The sequence below is a fragment of the Microbacterium sp. Leaf320 genome (assembly GCF_001423485.1).
Taxonomy (GTDB): Bacteria; Actinomycetota; Actinomycetes; order Actinomycetales; family Microbacteriaceae; genus Microbacterium.
Genome location: NZ_LMOD01000003.1, coordinates 448987 through 467030, shown reverse-complemented (window position 1 = coordinate 467030; position 18044 = coordinate 448987). Strand labels below are relative to the sequence as shown.

The window sequence follows — 18044 nt, the reverse complement described above, 5'->3', positions numbered from 1 at the left end:
GAAATGGTGGAGTCCATCGCACGCGTGCGACACATCCGCGTGACCCCTCAGAAGGCTCGTCGTGTCGTCGCGCTCATCAAGGGCAAGCAGGCCCAGGAGGCTCTGGCGATCCTGAAGTTCGCACAGCAGAGCGCCAGTGAGCCGATCTACAAGCTTGTCGCGTCGGCCATGGCCAACGCGCAGGTCAAGGCGGATCGTGACGGCGAGTACCTCGACGAGCAGGACCTGTACGTGGCTAACGCCTACGTAGACGAGGGCACGACGCTCAAGCGTTTCCAGCCCCGTGCACAGGGTCGCGCTTTCCAGATCAAGAAGCGCACGAGCCACATCACGGTCGTGCTCTCGACGCCTGAGGCAGCTCCGGCTGCGGCAAGCGACAGCAACAAGAAGGCGAGCAAGTAATGGGACAGAAAGTAAACCCGTACGGCTTCCGCCTCGGCATCACGACTGACCATGTGTCGCGTTGGTTCTCGGACTCGACGAAGCCGGGTCAGCGTTACGCCGACTACGTCGCCGAGGACATCAAGATCCGCAACCTGCTGAAGACGCAGCTCGACCGCGCCGGTGTCTCGAACATCGAGATCGAGCGCACCCGTGACCGCGTCCGCGTCGACATCCACACCGCCCGTCCGGGCATCGTGATCGGTCGTCGTGGAGCCGAGGCCGAGCGCATCCGCGGCGACCTCGAGAAGCTCTCGGGCAAGCAGATCCAGCTGAACATCCTCGAGGTCAAGAACCCCGAGGCCGACGCTCAGCTCGTCGCACAGGGCATCGCCGAGCAGCTCTCTGCTCGCGTGGCGTTCCGTCGTGCGATGCGCAAGGGTCTCCAGGGCGCGCAGCGCGCTGGCGCCAAGGGCATCCGCATCCAGGTCTCCGGCCGCCTCGGCGGCGCCGAGATGAGCCGTTCGGAGTTCTACCGCGAGGGTCGTGTGCCGCTGCACACGCTGCGTGCGAACATCGACTACGGCTTCTACGAGGCGAAGACCACCTTCGGCCGCATCGGTGTGAAGGTCTGGATCTACAAGGGCGACCTGACGGCGAAGGAGCTCGCTCGCGAGCAGGCCAACGCCCCCAAGGCTCGTCGTGATGACCGTGGTGGCGACCGTCGTCGTGCACCGCGCAACGAGGCACCCGTCGCAGAAGGAGCGTCTGCCTGATGCTTATTCCCCGTAAGGTCAAGTTCCGCAAGCAGCACCACCCCGGCCGTAGCGGCCAGGCGACCGGTGGCACGAAGGTCTCCTTCGGCGAGTACGGCATCCAGGCACTCACGCCTGCATATGTCACCAACCGCCAGATCGAGTCCGCTCGTATCGCGGTCACGCGTCACATCAAGCGTGGCGGAAAGGTGTGGATCAACATCTACCCCGACCGTCCGCTGACGAAGAAGCCTGCTGAGACCCGCATGGGTTCCGGTAAGGGTTCGCCCGAGTGGTGGGTCGCCAACGTCAAGCCGGGTCGCGTCCTCTTCGAGGTCTCCGGCGTGAGCGAGGAGCTCGCTCGCGAGGCACTGACCAGAGCAATTCACAAGCTGCCTCTCAAGGCACGCATCATCAAGCGCGAGGAGGGCGACGCGTAATGGCGATCGGCACCAAGGAGCTCGCTCCGGCAGAGCTCGACACGTTCGAAGACCAGCGCCTCGTTGAGGAGCTGCGTAAGGCCAAGGAGGAGCTGTTCAACCTCCGTTTCCAGTCGGCCACCGGCCAGCTGGAGAGCCACGGCCGCATCCGCGCCGTCAAGCGCGACATCGCGCGCCTGTACACCGTGATCCGCGAGCGTGAGCTGGGCATCCGTGCGACGCCCGCTCCCGTCGAGGCTCCGGCCAAGAAGGCGACCAAGTCGAAGGCGAAGAAGGCGGATTCCGCCGACGACGCCGTGAAGGAAGAGGCTGAGTGATGGCCACCAAGAAGGAAGCCGCCGTCGAGGCTGAGCACGCCGCACACGATGTCCGCGATGCGGATGCCCGTGGGTACCGCAAGTCGCGTCGTGGCTACGTCGTCAGCGACAAGATGGACAAGACCATCGTGGTCGAGGTCGAGGACCGCGTGAAGCACCCGCTTTACGGCAAGGTCATCCGCCGCACCTCGAAGGTCAAGGCGCACGATGAGGCGAACTCCGCCGGCATCGGCGACCTCGTCCTGATTAACGAGACCCGCCCGCTCAGCGCCACGAAGCGCTGGCGTCTGGTGGAGATTCTGGAGAAGGCCAAGTGATCCAGCAGGAATCCCGCCTCAAGGTCGCCGACAACACCGGCGCGAAGGAACTGCTCACCATCCGTGTTCTCGGCGGCTCGCGTCGTCGTTACGCCGGTCTCGGTGACACGATCGTCGCGACCGTCAAGGACGCGATCCCGGGCGGAAACGTCAAGAAGGGCGATGTGGTCAAGGCCGTCATCGTCCGCACGGTCAAGTCCACGCGCCGTCCCGACGGCTCGTACATCAAGTTCGACGAGAACGCCGCCGTGATCCTGAAGAACGACGGGGAGCCCCGCGGCACCCGTATCTTCGGACCGGTCGGTCGCGAGCTTCGTGACAAGAAGTTCATGAAGATCGTCTCGCTGGCGCCGGAGGTTATTTAAGTCATGGCGAAGATCAAGAAGGGTGACCTGGTTCAGGTCATCACCGGAGCGACGCAGGAGCGTGGCGGAGATCGCGGCAAGCAGGGCAAGGTCCTCGAGATCCTGGCCGACAAGAACCGCATCATCGTCGAAGGCGTGAACTACGTCACCAAGCACACGCGCGTCGGTCAGACGCAGCGTGGCACCAAGACGGGCGGCCTCGAGACTGTCGAGGCCTCCATCCACATCTCGAACGTCGCAGTCGTCGACCCCTCGACCAAGAAGCCGACCAAGGTCGGCCACCGGGTCGAGGAGCAGACCAAGGACGGCGTCAAGCGCACCGTCCGTGTGCGGTACGCGAAGAAGTCAGGTAAGGACCTCTGATGGCAACCACCGACGCTGCGGTGGCTGGCAAGATCCAGCCCCGCCTGAAGGCGAAGTACAAGGCCGAGATCCAGCAGAAGCTGCAGGATGAGTTCGGCTACACCAACGTGATGCAGATCCCCGGTCTGGTCAAGGTCGTCGTGAACACCGGTGTCGGTGAAGCGGCCCGTGACAGCAAGGTGATCGACGGCGCGATCGACGATCTCACCAAGATCACCGGTCAGAAGCCGCTCGTCACGAAGGCACGCAAGTCGATCGCGCAGTTCAAGCTGCGCGAGGGCCAGCCCATCGGCGCACACGTCACCCTCCGTGGTGACCGTGCGTGGGAGTTCCTGGACCGCCTCGTCTCGCTCGCCCTGCCCCGCATCCGCGACTTCCGCGGTCTGTCGGCCAAGCAGTTCGACGGCAACGGCAACTACACCTTCGGTCTCCAGGAGCAGAGCGTGTTCCACGAGATCGATCAGGACAAGATCGACCGGGTTCGCGGTTTCGACATCACTGTCGTCACCACCGCGAAGACGGACGACGAAGGTCGCGCACTTCTGCGTCACCTCGGCTTCCCCTTCCGTACGGAAGACGCCAAGGCGTAAGCGGTTTCGGGCGGGGCGCACAGCGCCCCGCCCGATCCCGTACAATTGAAGATTGCGTGTCATCGCAGGCCGTCTGTCGTGTAACGGCAGCCGGAACCTCATGAACAAAGGAAAACAACAATGACAATGACAGACCCGGTCGCAGATCTGCTGACCCGTCTGCGCAACGCGAACTCGGCGCACCACGATTCCGTGACCCTGCCGTCGAGCAAGCTCAAGACGCACATCGCCGAGATCCTCCAGCAGGAGGGCTACATCGCTGGATGGGAGACGACTGACGCTCGCGTCGGCTCGAACCTCACCCTGCAGCTGAAGTACGGCCCCAACCGCGAGCGCTCGATCGCGGGCATCAAGCGCGTGTCGAAGCCCGGCCTCCGCGTGTACGCGAAGTCCACCGAGCTCCCCAGGGTCCTCGGCGGCCTCGGCGTGGCCATCCTGTCCACCTCCTCCGGTCTTCTCACCGACCGTCAGGCAGAGCAGAAGGGCGTGGGCGGAGAAGTTCTCGCCTACGTGTGGTAATCGAAAATGTCGCGTATTGGACGACTTCCCATCGACGTTCCCGCGGGCGTGACCATCTCGGTCGACGGCCGTGAGGTCGCGGTGAAGGGCCCCAAGGGTGAGCTCACCCTGACGGTCGCAAAGCCCATCGAGGTCGCGGTCGAGGAGAACCAGGTTCTCGTCACCCGTCCCGACGACGAGCGCGAGTCCCGGTCGCTTCACGGCCTGACCCGCACGCTCATCAACAACAACATCATCGGCGTGACCCAGGGCTACACCAAGGGTCTCGAGGTTGTCGGAACCGGTTACCGCGTCGCTCAGAAGGGCAGCTCGGTCGAGTTCGCCCTCGGCTTCTCGCACCCGGTCCTCATCGACCCGCCCGCCGGTATCACGCTGACGGTCGAGGGCAACAACAAGCTCACGGTCAGTGGTATCGACAAGCAGGCTGTCGGCGAGGCAGCTGCGAACATCCGCAAGATCCGCAAGCCCGAGCCGTACAAGGGCAAGGGCGTGCGCTACGCCGGCGAGGTCGTGCGTCGCAAGGCCGGAAAGAGTGGTAAGTAACCATGGCTCTCAAGTCAAAGTCTGACGCCCGCGCGCGTCGTCACGCCCGCCTTCGCAAGAAGGTCGTCGGCACCGAGGTGCGTCCGCGCCTCGTCGTCAACCGTTCGGCTCGCCACGTCTTCGTGCAGCTTGTCGACGACAGCAAGGGTCACACCGTCGCGTCGGCATCGACGCTCGAGACCGACCTGCGCTCGCTCGAGGGTGACAAGACCGCCAAGGCACGCAAGGTCGGCGAGCTTCTCGCCGAGCGCGCGAAGGCTGCCGGCGTTTCCGAGGCAGTGTTCGACCGTGGCGGCAACCGCTACGCAGGTCGTGTCGCCGCCATCGCCGACGGCGCCCGCGAAGGGGGTCTGGCACTGTGAGTGACAACAAGGAGAACGAAGTGACCGAAGCGGCAGCTGCCACTTCCGAGACTGCCGCCGGCACCACGCAGGCAGAGCCGTCTCAGCGCGACAACCGCCGCGGCGGTGGCCGTGGTGACCGCAACCAGGGTGGCCGTGACCGCAACTCCCGCGACCGTGGGGACAACCAGTTCCTCGAGCGCGTGGTCACCATCAACCGCGTCTCGAAGGTCGTGAAGGGTGGTCGTCGCTTCAGCTTCACCGCTCTCGTGGTCGTCGGCGACGGCAACGGTCTGGTGGGCGTCGGCTACGGCAAGGCCCGCGAGGTCCCTCTGGCGATCTCGAAGGGTGTCGAAGAGGCCAAGCGCAACTTCTTCCGCGTTCCGCGCGTCGGAAGCACCATCCCGCACCCCGTGCAGGGTGAGGCAGCAGCAGGCGTCGTCCTGCTCCGCCCGGCCGCTGCCGGTACCGGTGTCATCGCCGGTGGTCCCGTCCGCGCCGTGCTCGAGTGCGCCGGCATCCACGACGTGCTGTCGAAGTCGCTCGGCTCGTCGAACACGATCAACATCGTGCACGCCACGGTGACGGCTCTGAAGCAGCTCGAGGAGCCCCGTGCGGTCGCCGCACGTCGTGGCCTCGAGTTCGACCAGGTCGCACCCGCGCGTCTCGTCCGTGCGGAGGCTGACGCCATCGCCGCACAGAAGGTAGGTGCCTGATGGCTGCGCGCCTGAAGGTCACGCAGGTCAAGTCCAAGGTGAGCGAGAAGCAGAACCAGCGTGACACGCTGCGCAGCCTCGGTCTGAAGCGCATCGGTGACAGCACCGTTCGCCCCGACGACGCGCAGACGCGCGGTTACGTCAAGACCGTCGCCCACCTCGTCAAGGTTGAGGAGATCGACTAATGGCTGAGAAGAACGAAGCCGTCGAGGCTGAGAAGGCCCCGAAGAAGGCTGCCGCTCCCAAGGCCGCAGCCGAGAAGAAGCCCGCCGCCAAGAAGGCACCGGCGAAGGCGACCGAGGCCAAGGCCGACGCCGTCAAGAAGCCGGCTGCCAAGAAGGCTGCGCCGAAGAAGGATGCTCCGGCATCCCGCCCCGGCGTGCTCAAGGTGCACCACCTGCGTCCGGTCCCCGGATCCAACACCGCGAAGACCCGTGTCGGTCGCGGTGAGGGCTCCAAGGGCAAGACCGCGGGTCGCGGTACCAAGGGTACGAAGGCTCGCAACACCGTTCGCGTCGGCTTCGAGGGTGGGCAGATGCCTCTGCACATGCGCACCCCGAAGCTGCGCGGGTTCAAGAACCCGTTCCGCGTGGAGTACCAGGTCGTGAACCTGGAGAAGCTCGCGGAGCTGTACCCCAAGGGTGGCGACGTCACCATCAGCGACCTGGTCGCCAAGGGTGCCGTTCGCAAGAACGAAAAGGTCAAGGTTCTCGGAAACGGCGACATCGCCGTGAAGCTCACCGTCGCGGTCGACAAGGTCTCGGGTTCTGCCGAGCAGAAGATCGTGGCGGCTGGCGGATCCGTCAAGTAACCACTTCATGAGAGGGGTCGGAGATTCTCCGGCCCCTCTTATGGGTTAGCCTGTTCTTTCAGCCGTCCCTCGGGGATCGGCAACCTTTTCAGGAGGACGTCCTTGTTTAGCGCCATCGCGCGGATCTTCCGCACGCCCGACCTGCGTCGGAAGATCGGTTTCACCCTCGCCATCGTCGCCATCTACCGGCTTGGCTCGAATGTCCCTGCTCCGTTCGTGAACTTCCCGAACGTCGAGGAGTGCCTGGCTCTGAACTCAGGCACGGAGGGACTCCTCGGGCTCGTCAACCTCTTCTCCGGTGGCGCGCTCCTCCAGCTCTCGATCTTCGCGCTCGGTGTCATGCCGTACATCACCGCGACGATCATCACCCAGCTCCTCCGGGTCGTCATCCCTCACTTCGAGGCGCTGCACAAGGAGGGTCAGGCCGGTCAGGCACGACTCACCCAGTACACGCGGTACCTGACGATCGCGCTGGCACTGCTGCAGTCGACGACCCTCGTCACGGTCGCCCGCAGCGGACAGCTCTTCGGCACGACCGACGTCGCCGCGTGCCAGAACCTCCTCACCAACGACGTGTGGTGGGCGCAGCTGCTCATCATCATGGCGATGACCGCAGGCACCGGCCTCATCATGTGGTTCGCCGAGCTCGTCACCGAGCGCGGCATCGGCAACGGCATGTCGCTTCTGATCTTCACCTCGATCGCCGCCACGTTCCCCGGTGCCATGTGGCTCATCTGGGAGAGCAAGGGCTTCGAGGTCTTCCTCCTGGTGCTGCTGGTCGGGATCATCGTCATGGGCCTCGTCGTGTTCGTCGAGCAGTCGCAGCGTCGCATTCCGGTGCAGTACGCCAAGCGCATGGTCGGACGCCGCACCTACGGCGGCACGAACACCTACATCCCGATCAAGGTGAACATGGCAGGTGTGATCCCCGTGATCTTCGCCTCGTCGCTGCTGTACATCCCGGCACTGATCGCCCAGTTCAACACCCCGCAGGACGGCTCCGAGCCCGCCGCGTGGGTCACCTGGATCAGTGCGAACTTCACCACGGGAAACCACCCGGTCTACATGGCGGCGTACTTCCTGCTGATCATCGGGTTCACCTACTTCTACGTCGCGATCACGTTCAACCCTGTCGAGGTCGCCGACAACATGAAGAAGTACGGCGGGTTCATCCCCGGCATCCGTGCCGGTCGTCCGACCGCCGAGTACCTCGACTACGTGCTCACACGCATCACGCTTCCCGGCTCGATCTACCTCGGTCTGATCGCGCTGATCCCGCTGATCGCTCTCGCCACCGTCGGCGCCAACCAGAACTTCCCGTTCGGTGGCGCGTCGATCCTCATCATCGTGGGTGTCGGTCTCGAGACGGTCAAGCAGATCGATGCGCAGCTGCAGCAGCGTCACTACGAAGGGCTCCTCCGATGACTCGATCAGCTCGTCTCCTCATCGTCGGACCGCAGGGATCCGGCAAGGGCACCCAGGGTGTTCGCATCGCCGAGTCCTACGGCATCCCGGTCGTCTCCACCGGCGACATCTTCCGGGCGAACATCAAAGAGGGCACGCCGCTCGGCCAGCAGGTCACGGCTGTCCTCGACCGAGGCGACCTGGTTCCCGACGAGCTGACGAGTGAGATCGTCCGCGATCGCCTGTCGCAGGATGACGCCGCGAACGGCTTCCTGCTCGACGGATACCCGCGCAACTCGGCTCAGGTGGCTCACCTCGACGCGTTCCTCGCGGAGCGAGGCGAGTCCCTCGACGCCGTCATCCTGCTCGACGTCCCTCGCGAGGAGAGCATCGAGCGTCTCAAGCTCCGCGCAGCGGAGCAGGGGCGGTCGGATGACACCGACGAGGCCATCGCGCATCGCCTGGACATCTACGAGCACGAGACGGCTCCGATCCTCGAGGTCTACGGCCCGCGGGGCATCGTCGACCGCATCGACGGAGTCGGCAGCCTCGACGAGATCACCGAGCGCGTGTTCGCGGCGCTGACCGCACGCGGTCTGCGTCTCGCAGCCTGATCTGCGCACGATGTTCCGCAAGTCGATCTACAAGAGCGCCGCACAGCTGAGCGCGATGGTCGAACCCGGCCTCATCACGGCAGCGGCCCTCGAGGCCGTGCGTCTGCTGATCCGGCCCGGCGTGACGACGCTCGAGCTCGACGCCGAGGCGAACAGGGTGATCCTTGCTCGCGGCGCGGAGTCGAACTTCCAGCTCGTGCGCGGCTACCGCCACACGACCTGCATCTCGGTCAACGAGGAGGTCGTGCACGGCATCCCCGGCGAGCGTGTGCTGCAGGCGGGCGACATCGTCTCGATCGACTGCGGCGCGCAGTACCAGGGCTGGAACGGTGACAGCGCGATCACCGTCGTCGTCCCGGATGACAGCCGCCCCGAGCTGGTCGCCCAGCGTGAGGAGCTCTCCCGGGTGACCGAGGGGTCGATGTGGGCCGGGATCGCCGCCATGGCGTCCGCCTCGCACCTGGGGGACATCGGAGCAGCCATTCAGGGCTACATCGAGGCACAGGGCCCGTCAGCGGTCTCCGGTGAGACCTACGGCATCCTCCGTGAATACGTGGGTCACGGCATCGGCCGCAAGATGCACGAGGCGCCGAGCGTCTTCAACTACCGCACGCCCGACCCCGGCGCAGAGGTCAAGCCCGGGCTCGTGCTCGCCATCGAGCCGATGGTCACCGCCGGCAGCGACGAGACCTTCGTCGAGGACGACGACTGGACCGTCTCGACGGTCGACGGCACCGACGGCTCGCACTGGGAGCACAGCGTCGCCCTGCACGAGGGCGGCATCTGGGTGCTCACGGCGGTCGATGGGGGAGCGGCTGGCCTCGCACCATTCGGCGTGACGCCGACGCCGATCGCCTGAGCCGACACGAGCTTCGAGCGTCGTCCGCGCCGATGCAGAGCGTCGTCACAACGCGCACATAGGTTTCTCCGGGCACAATGGGTGTATGGGTGCGCATGCACCCGAAGACTTCAGGCCGGGTCCACCGTGAGTGGGCCTCGACAGAAACGGAAGACCATGGCAGCCGCGAAAGGCAACACCAACTGGTTCGTGATCGGCGTCTCGGCGGCAGTGGTGGTCGTTCTGGCCGTCCTCGCCTTCGTCGTCGTGTTCCTGAACAACCAGGCCACCTCTCCCGGCACCGCGCCGCAGAGCTCGATCGTGAACGAAGAGACCGGTGCGATCTCGTTCGGCACGGGCGAGGACGAGATCGACACCTACGTCGACTTCATGTGCCCCGTGTGCGGCCAGTTCGAGGACGCATACGGCGAGCAGCTTCAGGCGGCAGCCGCCGACAACCAGATCACGTTGAACATCCACCCGGTCTCGATCCTCAACCGGTACTCGACGACCGGTCAGTACTCGTCCCTGTCGGCAGGCTCCATGTACTGCGTCGCAGCCGAGGCGCCTGACGCGACACTGGACTACTTCAACCTGCTCTTCACGAACCAGCCGGAGGAGAACTCCGCCGGGCTCAGTGTCGCGGAGCTCAGCGCCCTCGCCGAGCAGGCGGGCGCGGGAGCCGCCGCCGACTGCATCGCGGACGGGACGTACACGAAGTTCGCCGACTCGCAGACGAAGGCGCACGAGATCACCGGAACCCCGACCGTCGAGGTCAACGGCACGCGCATCGACAACAGCGAGATCGCGACCGAGTTCGCCAAGATCCTCGGCTGATCCACTCACGTCCACCGACGGGAGTTCCGGCATCCTGCTCAGGTTGCCGGAACTCCCGTTGTCGGATAACATGGATCCTTGGTGCCTTGCGCCTTGATTCGGCGTGTCTGAATCGGCACAGGTATCGCAATCCAACCACCCACCGCAGATCGACCGGTCTGCAGAAGCGTCAGCGAGGCTATGGCTAAGAAAGACGGTGTCATCGAGATCGAGGGCGTGATCTCCGAGGCTCTGCCCAACGCGATGTTCCGCGTTGAGCTCTCCAACGGACACAAGGTCCTGGCAACGATCTCAGGAAAGATGCGGCAGAACTACATCCGCATCATCCCCGAAGACCGCGTGGTCGTGGAGCTCAGCCCCTACGACCTCACCCGCGGCCGTATCGTCTACCGCTACCGCTGATCGGTCGAGAAGTAACGGCCTGCCCCAGCTCGGGGCGGTACGAAGACAGCGAACAGGAAACATCATGAAGGTCAACCCCAGCGTCAAGCCCATCTGCGATCACTGCAAGGTGATCCGTCGTCACGGCCGCGTCATGGTGATCTGCAAGAGCAACCCGCGCCACAAGCAGCGCCAGGGTTGAGTGCCCGTCGGCCATGCCGACGGACTCTTCGGATCTGACTCACAACTCAATACACACAACGGCAGGATCAGATCCCACGCGAGTGGGGGACACCTCGGGACAGAGGCCCGGGCACCGATCCTGCTCCACACCTCTACCAAACTCAGGAGAACCGCATGGCACGTCTTGCCGGCGTTGACATCCCGCGCGACAAGCGCGTGGTGATCGCCCTTACCTACATCTACGGCGTCGGCCGTACCCGCTCGGTCGAGATCCTCAAGGCGACGGACATCGACGAGAGCATCCGCGTGAAGGACCTTAGCGATGACCAGCTGATCGCCCTCCGCGACCACATCGAAGGTACCTACAAGGTGGAGGGTGACCTGCGCCGCGAGGTCGCCGCAGACATCCGCCGCAAGGTCGAGATCGGCTCCTACGAGGGCATCCGCCACCGTCGTGGCCTCCCGGTCCGTGGTCAGCGCACCAAGACCAACGCCCGTACCCGCAAGGGCCCGAAGCGCACCGTCGCAGGCAAGAAGAAGGCCCGCTAAGCGCGGCCCCCAGGGACTAGGAGAACACTTTCATGGCTGCACCCAAGGCCGCCGCGCGCAAGCCGCGCCGCAAGGAAAAGAAGAACATCGCGCTGGGCCACGCCCACATCAAGTCGACGTTCAACAACACCATCGTCTCGATCACCGACCCGTCCGGCGCTGTCATCAGCTGGGCATCGTCGGGTGGCGTGGGCTTCAAGGGCTCGCGCAAGTCGACGCCCTACGCCGCTGGCATGGCTGCCGAGTCGGCCGCCCGCCAGGCGCAGGAGCACGGCGTCAAGAAGGTCGACGTCTTCGTCAAGGGACCGGGCTCGGGTCGCGAGACCGCGATCCGTTCGCTGAGCCGTTGTGGTTGAGGCCGATCTCCGCGATGAGATAGGCGGGGTGACCGCCGCCGATCACGCGTGAGCCGATCCGTGCCTCAGGGCCCGAGCGGCTCGACGCCCGCCAGCGGGCATCGACTCACAAAAACTCAAGACCTCACCCCACCACATGTCATATAGCGGGCATGTGATCGAAAGGAACACAGAGTGCTTATTGCACAGCGTCCCACACTGACCGAGGAAAAGATCGTCGAGAACCGGAGCCGGTTCATCATCGAGCCTCTGGAGCCCGGCTTCGGATACACGATCGGCAACGCGCTTCGTCGCAGCCTGCTGTCGTCGATCCCCGGCGCCGCGGTCACCAGCGTTCGCATCGACGGCGTGCTGCACGAGTTCAGCACCATCCCCGGCGTGAAGGAGGATGTCACCGAGATCATCCTCAACATCAAGCAGCTCGTCGTCTCGTCGGAGCGCGATGAGCCGATCACGGCGTACCTGCGCAAGACCGGTTCGGGCGAAGTGACCGCCGCCGACATCTCGGCTCCGGCCGGTGTCGAGATCCAGAACCCCGAGCTCGTCATCGCGACCCTCAACGAGACCGCGAAGTTCGAGCTCGAGCTCACGATCGAGCGTGGCCGTGGCTACGTCTCGGCGACGCAGAACCGCAACGAGTACGCAGAGGCCGGTCAGATCCCGATCGACTCGATCTACTCGCCGGTCCTCAAGGTCAGCTACCGCGTCGACGCCACCCGTGCGGGTGAGCGCACCGACTTCGACAAGCTCGTCCTCGACGTCGAGACCAAGTCCGCCATCAGCCCCCGCGACGCGGTCGCTTCGGCTGCGAAGACGCTCACCGAGCTGTTCGGTCTCGCTCGCGAGCTGAACGTCGAGGCTGAGGGCATCGAGATCGGCCCGGCACCGGTGGAGGCAGTGAACTCCAGCGAGCTGTCGATGCCGATCGAGGACCTCGACCTCTCGGTCCGCTCTTACAACTGCCTGAAGCGTGAGGGCATCAACACTGTTTCGGAGCTCGTCGCCCTCTCGGAGACGCAGCTCATGAACATCCGCAATTTCGGCCAGAAGTCGGTCGACGAGGTGCGCGACAAGCTCATCTCGCTCGGTCTGTCGCTCAAGGATTCGGTGCCCGGTTTCGACGGCGCCCACTTCTACGGCGGCAGCGAAGACGAGTCCTTCTGACCCACCCGGATTGTCATCTGGCAGAGGCCAGCTGACCCGACCTTTCCTGACCAGGAGCTAGATATGCCCAAGCCCACCAAGGGTCCCCGCCTCGGAGGCGGCCCCGCACACGAGCGCCTGCTGCTTGCCAACCTCGCGGCGGCTCTGTACACCCACAAGTCGATCAAGACGACCGAGACCAAGGCCAAGCGCCTGCGTCCGCTCGCCGAGCGCCTGATCACCTTCGCCAAGCGCGGAGACCTGCACGCTCGTCGTCGCGTTCTCTCGGTCATCGGTGACAAGGCAGTCGTGCACACGCTGTTCGCCGAGATCGCACCGCTGGTCGCCGACCGTGAGGGTGGCTACACCCGCATCACGAAGGTCGGCAACCGCAAGGGCGACAACGCGCCCATGGCCGTGATCGAGCTCGTCCTCGAGCCCGTCACCCCCAAGGCGAAGTCGACCAAGAAGGCCGCCAAGGCTGAGAAGCCTGCTGAGGTCGTCGAGGAGGCTCCGGTCGAGGAGGAGGCTCCCGTCGAGGAGTCCGCCGACGCCGGTGCAGAGTCGCAGGCCGAGGGTGAGGCAGCCGAGGCTGCCGCCGAGGACGCCGTCGAGAAGAAGTCCGAGTAAGCACCTCGCTCGCATGAAGAAGCCCGCCGCCCCGAAAGGGACGGCGGGCTTCTTCGTCGTCGGCGTGTGCCGCCGTGGCGATGTCGATCAGCGGACGCGAAGATCTTTGCGGAGGATCTTGCCCGACGCGGATTTGGGGATCGCCTCGATGAACTCGACCTGACGCACCTTCTCGTGCGGGGCGACATGCGCGGCGACGTGCGCCATCACCGCATCCGCCTCGAGCACCGCACCCGACTGCCGCACGACGAAGGCCTTCGGGACTTCCTGGCCGTCGTCGTCGAGAGCACCGATGACTGCGGCGTCGGCGATGGACGGATGCTCCAGCAGCACAGCCTCCAGCACGGCGGGAGCCACCTGGTATCCCTTGTACTTGATGAGCTCCTTGAGCCGGTCGACGATGCGGAAGATCCCGTCGGCCGTGACCGTCGCAACGTCGCCCGTATGCAGCCACCCGTCCGCGTCGAGCATCTCGGCCGTGGCATCCGGTCGGTTCAGGTAGCCCTTCATGACCTGGGGGCCGCGGATCAGCAGCTCGCCTGGAGCGCTGGGGCCCTCGTCGGGCTCGTCGATGTCGCGCCCGTCCTCGCCGAGCAGCCTCGCCTCGGTGTTCGCGAGCAGCATGCCGACCGAGGACCGGTCGATGTCCGCGCGGTCGTAGGGGATCGCATGCGTGACGGGGCTCGTCTCGGTCATGCCGTAGCCCTGGCAGACGATGCATCCGAGACGGTTCGCGACGGCCGAGGCCAGAGCCCCGTCGAGGGGAGCGGCGCCCGAGAAGATGACCTTGATCGCCGAGGTGTCGTACTGCTCGACGAGCGGATGCTTGGCCAGCGCGACGGCGATCGGCGGGGCGATGAACACCCAGGTCGTGCGGTGCTCCTGCACGACGCGGAGGAACTCGGCGAGATCGAACTTCGGCATCGTGACCAGCGCGGCACGCTGTCGCAGCGCGAAGTTCAGCAGGACGGTCATACCGTAGATGTGGAAGAACGGCAGGACGGCGAGCACGCGGTCGTCGTCGCCGAGCGAGATCGTCGAGCGGCACTGGCTCACGTTCGCGATCAGGTTGCGGTGCGTGAGCATGACCCCCTTGGGGCGTCCGGTCGTACCGGACGAATACGGCAGCACGGCCAGGTGGGTCGCCGGGTCGAACGAGACCTCGGGTGCGGAGTGACCTTCGCCCAGAAGCGATGGGAGAGACGGGTGGCCCTCCGCCCCGTCGAGGACGATCACGTGGTCGTCGTCGAAGCCGAGGGCTGCTGCTGCGGCTTTCGCACCGGGGAGAAGGGGGGAGACGGTGACGAGCCAGGTGGCCTCGGCATCCGTCAGCTGGTTGGCGATCTCTTCCGGTGTGTACAGGGAGTTGATGGTCGTCGCGGTCGCTCCCGCGCGCAGGATGCCGTGGAACACCGTGGCGAACGCCGGGACGTTCGGGCACAGCACTCCCACCTTCGTGCCGACTCCGACGCCACGCGCGGCGAGGGCTCCCGCGAACAGGTCTATCTGTCGGATCAGCTGCCGATAGGTCGTCGTCGCGCCGCTGACGCCATCGATGATCGCGACCGCGTCGAGCCGGTGCTCCTCGACATCGCCGAACAGGAACTCATGGATCGAGACCGCAGGGATCTCGACATCGGGATAGGAACTGCGCACCATGAGATCTCCTTCGATCCGGTGAGGCGACGACGCCGTCTGATGCGATCCAGTGTCGCACACCGAGGCACCGAGTCCCAGGGTGGGTGCGGGAACCGTCGATGCCATCGGAGAGCCGGGAGTAGGCTGAACCGGTGACTGATGCAGAGACCCTGAGCAGAGGGCCTCGCGCCTATACGGCATTCATCGGGATCGGCCTGATCGCCGGCCTCCTCTCCGGCCTCTTCGGCGTCGGCGGCGGCACGGTCATCGTCCCGCTCCTCGTGCTCTTCCTGCATTTCAACCAGCGACTCGGGGCCGGCACATCCCTCGCGGCGATCGTCCCGACCGCGACCGTCGGCGTCATCTCGTACGCGATCAACGGCTCGGTGGCCTGGATCCCCGCTCTGATCCTCGCCGCCGGCGCGGTCGTCGGCGCGCAGATCGGCACCCGACTGCTGCCGAAGATCTCGCAGACCGTGCTGCGCTGGTTCTTCGTGGGCTTCCTCGTGGTCGTGATCGTGAGCCTGTTCCTCGTCGTTCCCTCGCGTGACGCCGAGTTCGAGCTGCAGCTGCTCAACGGTCTCGCCCTGCTCGCGGTCGGTGTCGGCACCGGCATCCTCGCCGGTCTGATCGGCGTCGGCGGGGGCGTGATCGTGGTGCCCGTGCTGATGCTGGCATTCGGCACGAGCGACCTCGTGGCCAAAGGCACCTCGCTGCTCATGATGATCCCCACCGCGATCTCGGGCACGATCGGCAACCTCCGAAACCGGAACGTCGACCTCCTCGCCGCAGCGATCGTCGGGGTCTCCGCCTGCACGACCACCGCACTCGGAGCCTGGCTCGCCACCTTGATCGATCCTCTGGTGGGCAACATGCTCTTCGCGGCATACCTCGTGGTGATCGCCGTGCAGATGGCGATCAAGGCGATCAAGGGGCGCAAGAAGAAGGACTGAGCGGTGTTTGATCCGGCCGCAGGTCACCGTGCCCCACGACCGAGAAAGTAGGATCGAGGGGTGGCAGTGAACCAAGATCTGGTCGGACGGGAATTCCCGCCGACGGCCCCTTACCTCGTCGGCCGTGAGAAGGTGCGCGAGTTCGCGCGCGCCGTCTTCGCCGACGCACCCCAGCACACCGACGTCGAGGCCGCTCGTGCGGCGGGCTTCGACGATGTCGTGGCACCCCCGACCTTCGCGATGGTCATCCAGGACCACACGCTTCAGCAGCTGCTCGCCGAACCGGATTCGGGCATCGTCCTCGCGCGCACGATCCACGCCGAGCAGAAGTTCTCGTACACCCGGCCGATCGTCGCGGGCGACGAGCTCGTCGGGCGGCTCAGCGTCACCGGCATCCGCATGATGGGCGGCAACGCCATGATCACGAGCGCCGCCGAGATCACCGATGCCGCAGGCGCACACGTCGTCACCGCCACCAGCGTGCTGCTGGTCGGCGCCGAAGAAGGAGCCGCGTGATGCCGTTCGCTGTCGGAGACGTCGTCGCAGAGCGCACCGTCCACCTCACGCGGGAGTCGCTCGTCCGGTACGCCGGCGCATCCGGCGACTTCAACCCGATCCACTACCGTGACGACATCGCCGCCTCGGTGGGACTGCCCGGTGTCCTCGCGCACGGGATGCTCACGATGGGCATCGCCTCGTCCGTGGTCGTCGCAGCTCTCGAGCCGGGCGCGCGGATCCTCGACTACGGCGTGCGCTTCACCAAGCCCGTCGTCGTCGACCCGGAAGACGGAGCCGATCTGCACGTGCTCGCAACGGTCGGAGCGGTCGATGAGACGTCGACGCGGATCGACCTCAAGGTCACGTTCGGCGAGACGACCGTGCTCGTCAAGGCGCAGCTGCGCATCGCCTCCTGATGGGTGACCACGTGGTGCACGAGATCGAGCCGTTGCAGCTCTCGACGCTGACGACGCTCCGCACCGGGGGAGCGCCCGAGCGGATGCTCGAGGCCTCGACCACAGCAGAGCTCGTCGACGCCCTCACCGAGGTGTGGTCCCGCGGCGAGGAGTGGTTCGTCCTCGGCGGCGGCTCCAACCTGTTCATCGGCGATGAGCCGTTCGAGGGCACGGTGATCCGCGTCCTGACCCGCGGCATCGAAGAGCTTCCGTCTCCGCATCCGGGGCGGATCCGGCTGCGGGTGCAGGCGGGCCACAGCTGGGATGACCTCGTCGCCTACGCCGTCGAGCACGGCTATGCCGGTCTCGAGGCGATGAGCGGCATCCCGGGCACCGTCGGCGCCGCTCCCGTGCAGAACATCGGCGCCTACGGCCAGGAGATCCAGGAGACCCTCGTCGAGGTCGAGCTGATCGACGAGGCGACGGGTGAGGTCTCCGTGGTGTCCGCCGCCGATCTGGGTCTCGGATTCCGCACGTCCGTGCTCAAGCACCACTACGGCAGCGTGCCGCAGCGACGAGCCGTCATCCTGTCGGTCACGGTCGATCTGGTCGTGGCCGAAGAACGTATCGTTCGCGGCGAGCAGCTGCGTCGGGCTCTCGCGCTCGACTCGGATGCTCCGGTGCCGCTCGCATGGGTGCGTGAGCGCATCCTCGCGACGCGGGCGTCGAAGGGCATGCTGCTCGACGAGCATGATCCAGACACCCACGGCGTCGGATCGTTCTTCCAGAATGCGATCGTGCCCGATGCCGTGGCGCGCGCGCTGCCGCCCGAGTGCCCTCGCTGGCCCGTGGCTCCAGACCTCGATGCCGTGACGGTGATCCCGCTCGCCTCGTACGACGGGTTCGTGCCGCCGGTCAAGACCGAGGCTCCGGACGTCAAGGTGAGCGCCGCGTGGCTGATCGAGCAGGCCGGGATCCGCAAGGGCTTCACGCTGCCTCGGTCGCGTGCGTCGGTCTCGACCAAGCACGCCCTGGCACTGACGAACCGTGGCGGCGCGACCGCCGCCGAGGTCTCGGAGCTCGCGCGCTTCATCCAGAGCCGCGTGCACGCCGAGTTCGGTCTGGTGCTGCAGCCGGAGCCCGTGCTGCTCGGCGTCGAACTGTAGG

General features: G+C 65.8%; 28 protein-coding genes and 1 pseudogene. 28 read left to right on the top strand and 1 reads right to left on the bottom strand.

From position 1 onward, the window contains the following. Positions 1–3 precede the first annotated feature (3 nt). The 24 genes and pseudogenes from rplV (at position 4) to rplQ (ending at position 13393) form a co-directional block, all read left to right on the top strand. A complete protein-coding gene (gene rplV / locus ASF63_RS12195; RefSeq protein WP_053097482.1) occupies positions 4–402 on the top strand; it encodes a 50S ribosomal protein L22 in 399 nt (132 codons plus the stop codon). After that, on the top strand, positions 402–1157 hold the full coding sequence (gene rpsC, locus ASF63_RS12190; protein ID WP_017201587.1) for a 30S ribosomal protein S3: 756 nt from the start codon (positions 402–404) through the stop codon (positions 1155–1157). The genes rplV and rpsC overlap by 1 nt, the downstream gene beginning before the upstream one ends. After that, a complete protein-coding gene (gene rplP, locus ASF63_RS12185; RefSeq protein WP_056312870.1) occupies positions 1157–1576 on the top strand; it encodes a 50S ribosomal protein L16 in 420 nt (139 codons plus the stop codon). The genes rpsC and rplP overlap by 1 nt, the downstream gene beginning before the upstream one ends. Beyond that, positions 1576–1893, top strand: a complete 318-nt coding sequence (rpmC, locus tag ASF63_RS19450) for a 50S ribosomal protein L29 (protein ID WP_017829202.1) — start codon at positions 1576–1578, stop codon at positions 1891–1893. Before rplP ends, rpmC begins: the two co-directional genes overlap by 1 nt. Beyond that, positions 1893–2210, top strand: coding sequence for a 30S ribosomal protein S17 (gene rpsQ / locus ASF63_RS12175; RefSeq protein WP_045264643.1), 318 nt, complete (start codon positions 1893–1895; stop codon positions 2208–2210). Before rpmC ends, rpsQ begins: the two co-directional genes overlap by 1 nt. Next, entirely contained in the window at positions 2207–2575 is a 369-nt protein-coding gene (rplN, locus tag ASF63_RS12170) for a 50S ribosomal protein L14 (protein ID WP_053097479.1), read from the top strand. Before rpsQ ends, rplN begins: the two co-directional genes overlap by 4 nt. A gap of 3 nt (positions 2576–2578) precedes the next feature. Continuing rightward, positions 2579–2938 (top strand): 50S ribosomal protein L24, encoded by a 360-nt coding sequence (gene rplX, locus ASF63_RS12165; RefSeq protein ID WP_056514171.1) that lies wholly within the window; start codon positions 2579–2581, stop codon positions 2936–2938. Beyond that, complete coding sequence (gene rplE, locus ASF63_RS12160; protein WP_056514168.1) at positions 2938–3528, top strand: 50S ribosomal protein L5; 591 nt, start codon at positions 2938–2940, stop codon at positions 3526–3528. Before rplX ends, rplE begins: the two co-directional genes overlap by 1 nt. A gap of 120 nt (positions 3529–3648) precedes the next feature. Beyond that, positions 3649–4047: a 30S ribosomal protein S8 gene (gene rpsH / locus ASF63_RS12155; RefSeq protein ID WP_045253835.1), complete on the top strand. Its 399-nt coding sequence runs from the start codon at positions 3649–3651 to the stop codon at positions 4045–4047. 6 nt (positions 4048–4053) lie between these two features. Continuing rightward, a complete protein-coding gene (gene rplF / locus ASF63_RS12150) occupies positions 4054–4590 on the top strand; it encodes a 50S ribosomal protein L6 (RefSeq protein WP_056514166.1) in 537 nt (178 codons plus the stop codon). A gap of 2 nt (positions 4591–4592) precedes the next feature. After that, positions 4593–4952, top strand: coding sequence for a 50S ribosomal protein L18 (gene rplR / locus ASF63_RS12145; protein WP_029260926.1), 360 nt, complete (start codon positions 4593–4595; stop codon positions 4950–4952). Then, positions 4949–5647, top strand: coding sequence for a 30S ribosomal protein S5 (rpsE, locus tag ASF63_RS12140; RefSeq protein WP_056514163.1), 699 nt, complete (start codon positions 4949–4951; stop codon positions 5645–5647). The genes rplR and rpsE overlap by 4 nt, the downstream gene beginning before the upstream one ends. After that, positions 5647–5832 (top strand): 50S ribosomal protein L30, encoded by a 186-nt coding sequence (gene rpmD / locus ASF63_RS12135; protein WP_042538783.1) that lies wholly within the window; start codon positions 5647–5649, stop codon positions 5830–5832. The genes rpsE and rpmD overlap by 1 nt, the downstream gene beginning before the upstream one ends. Next, a complete protein-coding gene (gene rplO, locus ASF63_RS12130; protein ID WP_082478091.1) occupies positions 5832–6458 on the top strand; it encodes a 50S ribosomal protein L15 in 627 nt (208 codons plus the stop codon). Before rpmD ends, rplO begins: the two co-directional genes overlap by 1 nt. Before the next feature lie 102 nt (positions 6459–6560). Continuing rightward, a complete protein-coding gene (gene secY, locus ASF63_RS12125; protein ID WP_056514161.1) occupies positions 6561–7883 on the top strand; it encodes a preprotein translocase subunit SecY in 1323 nt (440 codons plus the stop codon). Further along, positions 7880–8476 carry an adenylate kinase gene (locus tag ASF63_RS12120; RefSeq protein ID WP_056514158.1) on the top strand — a complete coding sequence of 199 codons (597 nt, stop codon included), beginning with the start codon at positions 7880–7882 and terminating at the stop codon, positions 8474–8476. Before secY ends, ASF63_RS12120 begins: the two co-directional genes overlap by 4 nt. Positions 8477–8486: 10 nt before the next feature. After that, entirely contained in the window at positions 8487–9335 is an 849-nt protein-coding gene (gene map / locus ASF63_RS12115) for a type I methionyl aminopeptidase (RefSeq protein WP_056514155.1), read from the top strand. A 156-nt stretch (positions 9336–9491) separates the two neighbouring features. Further along, entirely contained in the window at positions 9492–10151 is a 660-nt protein-coding gene (locus tag ASF63_RS12110) for a DsbA family protein (protein ID WP_056312856.1), read from the top strand. Positions 10152–10331: 180 nt separating this feature from the next. Continuing rightward, positions 10332–10553 carry a translation initiation factor IF-1 gene (infA, locus tag ASF63_RS12105; protein WP_017201569.1) on the top strand — a complete coding sequence of 74 codons (222 nt, stop codon included), beginning with the start codon at positions 10332–10334 and terminating at the stop codon, positions 10551–10553. A gap of 64 nt (positions 10554–10617) precedes the next feature. Beyond that, positions 10618–10734 (top strand): 50S ribosomal protein L36, encoded by a 117-nt coding sequence (gene rpmJ, locus ASF63_RS12100; protein ID WP_005050492.1) that lies wholly within the window; start codon positions 10618–10620, stop codon positions 10732–10734. A gap of 155 nt (positions 10735–10889) precedes the next feature. After that, on the top strand, positions 10890–11264 hold the full coding sequence (gene rpsM, locus ASF63_RS12095) for a 30S ribosomal protein S13 (RefSeq protein ID WP_045253827.1): 375 nt from the start codon (positions 10890–10892) through the stop codon (positions 11262–11264). Between the two features lie 32 nt (positions 11265–11296). Continuing rightward, a pseudogene (gene rpsK, locus ASF63_RS12090) lies at positions 11297–11617 on the top strand (30S ribosomal protein S11); the annotation flags it as partial. A 177-nt stretch (positions 11618–11794) separates the two neighbouring features. After that, entirely contained in the window at positions 11795–12784 is a 990-nt protein-coding gene (locus tag ASF63_RS12085; RefSeq protein ID WP_017829188.1) for a DNA-directed RNA polymerase subunit alpha, read from the top strand. A gap of 63 nt (positions 12785–12847) precedes the next feature. Next, entirely contained in the window at positions 12848–13393 is a 546-nt protein-coding gene (rplQ, locus tag ASF63_RS12080) for a 50S ribosomal protein L17 (protein ID WP_056514152.1), read from the top strand. An 87-nt stretch (positions 13394–13480) separates the two neighbouring features. On the opposite strand, the gene ASF63_RS12075 is transcribed toward rplQ, so the two are convergent. Beyond that, on the bottom strand, positions 13481–15052 hold the full coding sequence (locus ASF63_RS12075; RefSeq protein WP_056514149.1) for an AMP-binding protein: 1572 nt from the start codon (positions 15050–15052) through the stop codon (positions 13481–13483). Between the two features lie 131 nt (positions 15053–15183). Here ASF63_RS12075 and ASF63_RS12070 point away from each other — a divergent pair, with 131 nt between their 5' ends. From ASF63_RS12070 to ASF63_RS12055, 4 genes are read left to right on the top strand one after another with little or no spacing between them, the layout of a single operon-like run. Further along, a complete protein-coding gene (locus ASF63_RS12070; RefSeq protein ID WP_056312846.1) occupies positions 15184–15984 on the top strand; it encodes a sulfite exporter TauE/SafE family protein in 801 nt (266 codons plus the stop codon). A 60-nt stretch (positions 15985–16044) separates the two neighbouring features. After that, complete coding sequence (locus ASF63_RS12065) at positions 16045–16500, top strand: FAS1-like dehydratase domain-containing protein (RefSeq protein ID WP_056514147.1); 456 nt, start codon at positions 16045–16047, stop codon at positions 16498–16500. Next, positions 16500–16898, top strand: coding sequence for a MaoC/PaaZ C-terminal domain-containing protein (locus ASF63_RS12060; RefSeq protein ID WP_056514144.1), 399 nt, complete (start codon positions 16500–16502; stop codon positions 16896–16898). Before ASF63_RS12065 ends, ASF63_RS12060 begins: the two co-directional genes overlap by 1 nt. 14 nt (positions 16899–16912) lie before the next feature. Beyond that, positions 16913–18043 (top strand): UDP-N-acetylmuramate dehydrogenase, encoded by a 1131-nt coding sequence (locus tag ASF63_RS12055; RefSeq protein ID WP_056514916.1) that lies wholly within the window; start codon positions 16913–16915, stop codon positions 18041–18043. Position 18044 lies beyond the last annotated feature (1 nt).

What these genes read in the sequence shown, in the direction of transcription:
- rplF (WP_056514166.1), top strand. Translation starts at nt 4,054, where the DNA reads ATGTCGCGTATTGGACGACTTCCCATCGACGTTCCCGCGGGCGTGACC.
- rpmJ (WP_005050492.1), top strand. Translation starts at nt 10,618, where the DNA reads ATGAAGGTCAACCCCAGCGTCAAGCCCATCTGCGATCACTGCAAGGTG.
- ASF63_RS12060 (WP_056514144.1), top strand. Translation starts at nt 16,500, where the DNA reads ATGCCGTTCGCTGTCGGAGACGTCGTCGCAGAGCGCACCGTCCACCTC.
- rplP (WP_056312870.1), top strand. Translation starts at nt 1,157, where the DNA reads ATGCTTATTCCCCGTAAGGTCAAGTTCCGCAAGCAGCACCACCCCGGC.
- ASF63_RS12120 (WP_056514158.1), top strand. Translation starts at nt 7,880, where the DNA reads ATGACTCGATCAGCTCGTCTCCTCATCGTCGGACCGCAGGGATCCGGC.
- rpsC (WP_017201587.1), top strand. Translation starts at nt 402, where the DNA reads ATGGGACAGAAAGTAAACCCGTACGGCTTCCGCCTCGGCATCACGACT.
- ASF63_RS12110 (WP_056312856.1), top strand. Translation starts at nt 9,492, where the DNA reads ATGGCAGCCGCGAAAGGCAACACCAACTGGTTCGTGATCGGCGTCTCG.
- rplV (WP_053097482.1), top strand. Translation starts at nt 4, where the DNA reads ATGGTGGAGTCCATCGCACGCGTGCGACACATCCGCGTGACCCCTCAG.
- rplQ (WP_056514152.1), top strand. Translation starts at nt 12,848, where the DNA reads ATGCCCAAGCCCACCAAGGGTCCCCGCCTCGGAGGCGGCCCCGCACAC.
- infA (WP_017201569.1), top strand. Translation starts at nt 10,332, where the DNA reads ATGGCTAAGAAAGACGGTGTCATCGAGATCGAGGGCGTGATCTCCGAG.
- rpmD (WP_042538783.1), top strand. Translation starts at nt 5,647, where the DNA reads ATGGCTGCGCGCCTGAAGGTCACGCAGGTCAAGTCCAAGGTGAGCGAG.
- rplO (WP_082478091.1), top strand. Translation starts at nt 5,832, where the DNA reads ATGGCTGAGAAGAACGAAGCCGTCGAGGCTGAGAAGGCCCCGAAGAAG.
- rpsH (WP_045253835.1), top strand. Translation starts at nt 3,649, where the DNA reads ATGACAATGACAGACCCGGTCGCAGATCTGCTGACCCGTCTGCGCAAC.
- rpmC (WP_017829202.1), top strand. Translation starts at nt 1,576, where the DNA reads ATGGCGATCGGCACCAAGGAGCTCGCTCCGGCAGAGCTCGACACGTTC.
- rplX (WP_056514171.1), top strand. Translation starts at nt 2,579, where the DNA reads ATGGCGAAGATCAAGAAGGGTGACCTGGTTCAGGTCATCACCGGAGCG.
- rpsQ (WP_045264643.1), top strand. Translation starts at nt 1,893, where the DNA reads ATGGCCACCAAGAAGGAAGCCGCCGTCGAGGCTGAGCACGCCGCACAC.
- rplR (WP_029260926.1), top strand. Translation starts at nt 4,593, where the DNA reads ATGGCTCTCAAGTCAAAGTCTGACGCCCGCGCGCGTCGTCACGCCCGC.
- map (WP_056514155.1), top strand. Translation starts at nt 8,487, where the DNA reads ATGTTCCGCAAGTCGATCTACAAGAGCGCCGCACAGCTGAGCGCGATG.
- rpsM (WP_045253827.1), top strand. Translation starts at nt 10,890, where the DNA reads ATGGCACGTCTTGCCGGCGTTGACATCCCGCGCGACAAGCGCGTGGTG.
- rplE (WP_056514168.1), top strand. Translation starts at nt 2,938, where the DNA reads ATGGCAACCACCGACGCTGCGGTGGCTGGCAAGATCCAGCCCCGCCTG.
- ASF63_RS12075 (WP_056514149.1), bottom strand. Translation starts at nt 15,052, where the DNA reads ATGGTGCGCAGTTCCTATCCCGATGTCGAGATCCCTGCGGTCTCGATC.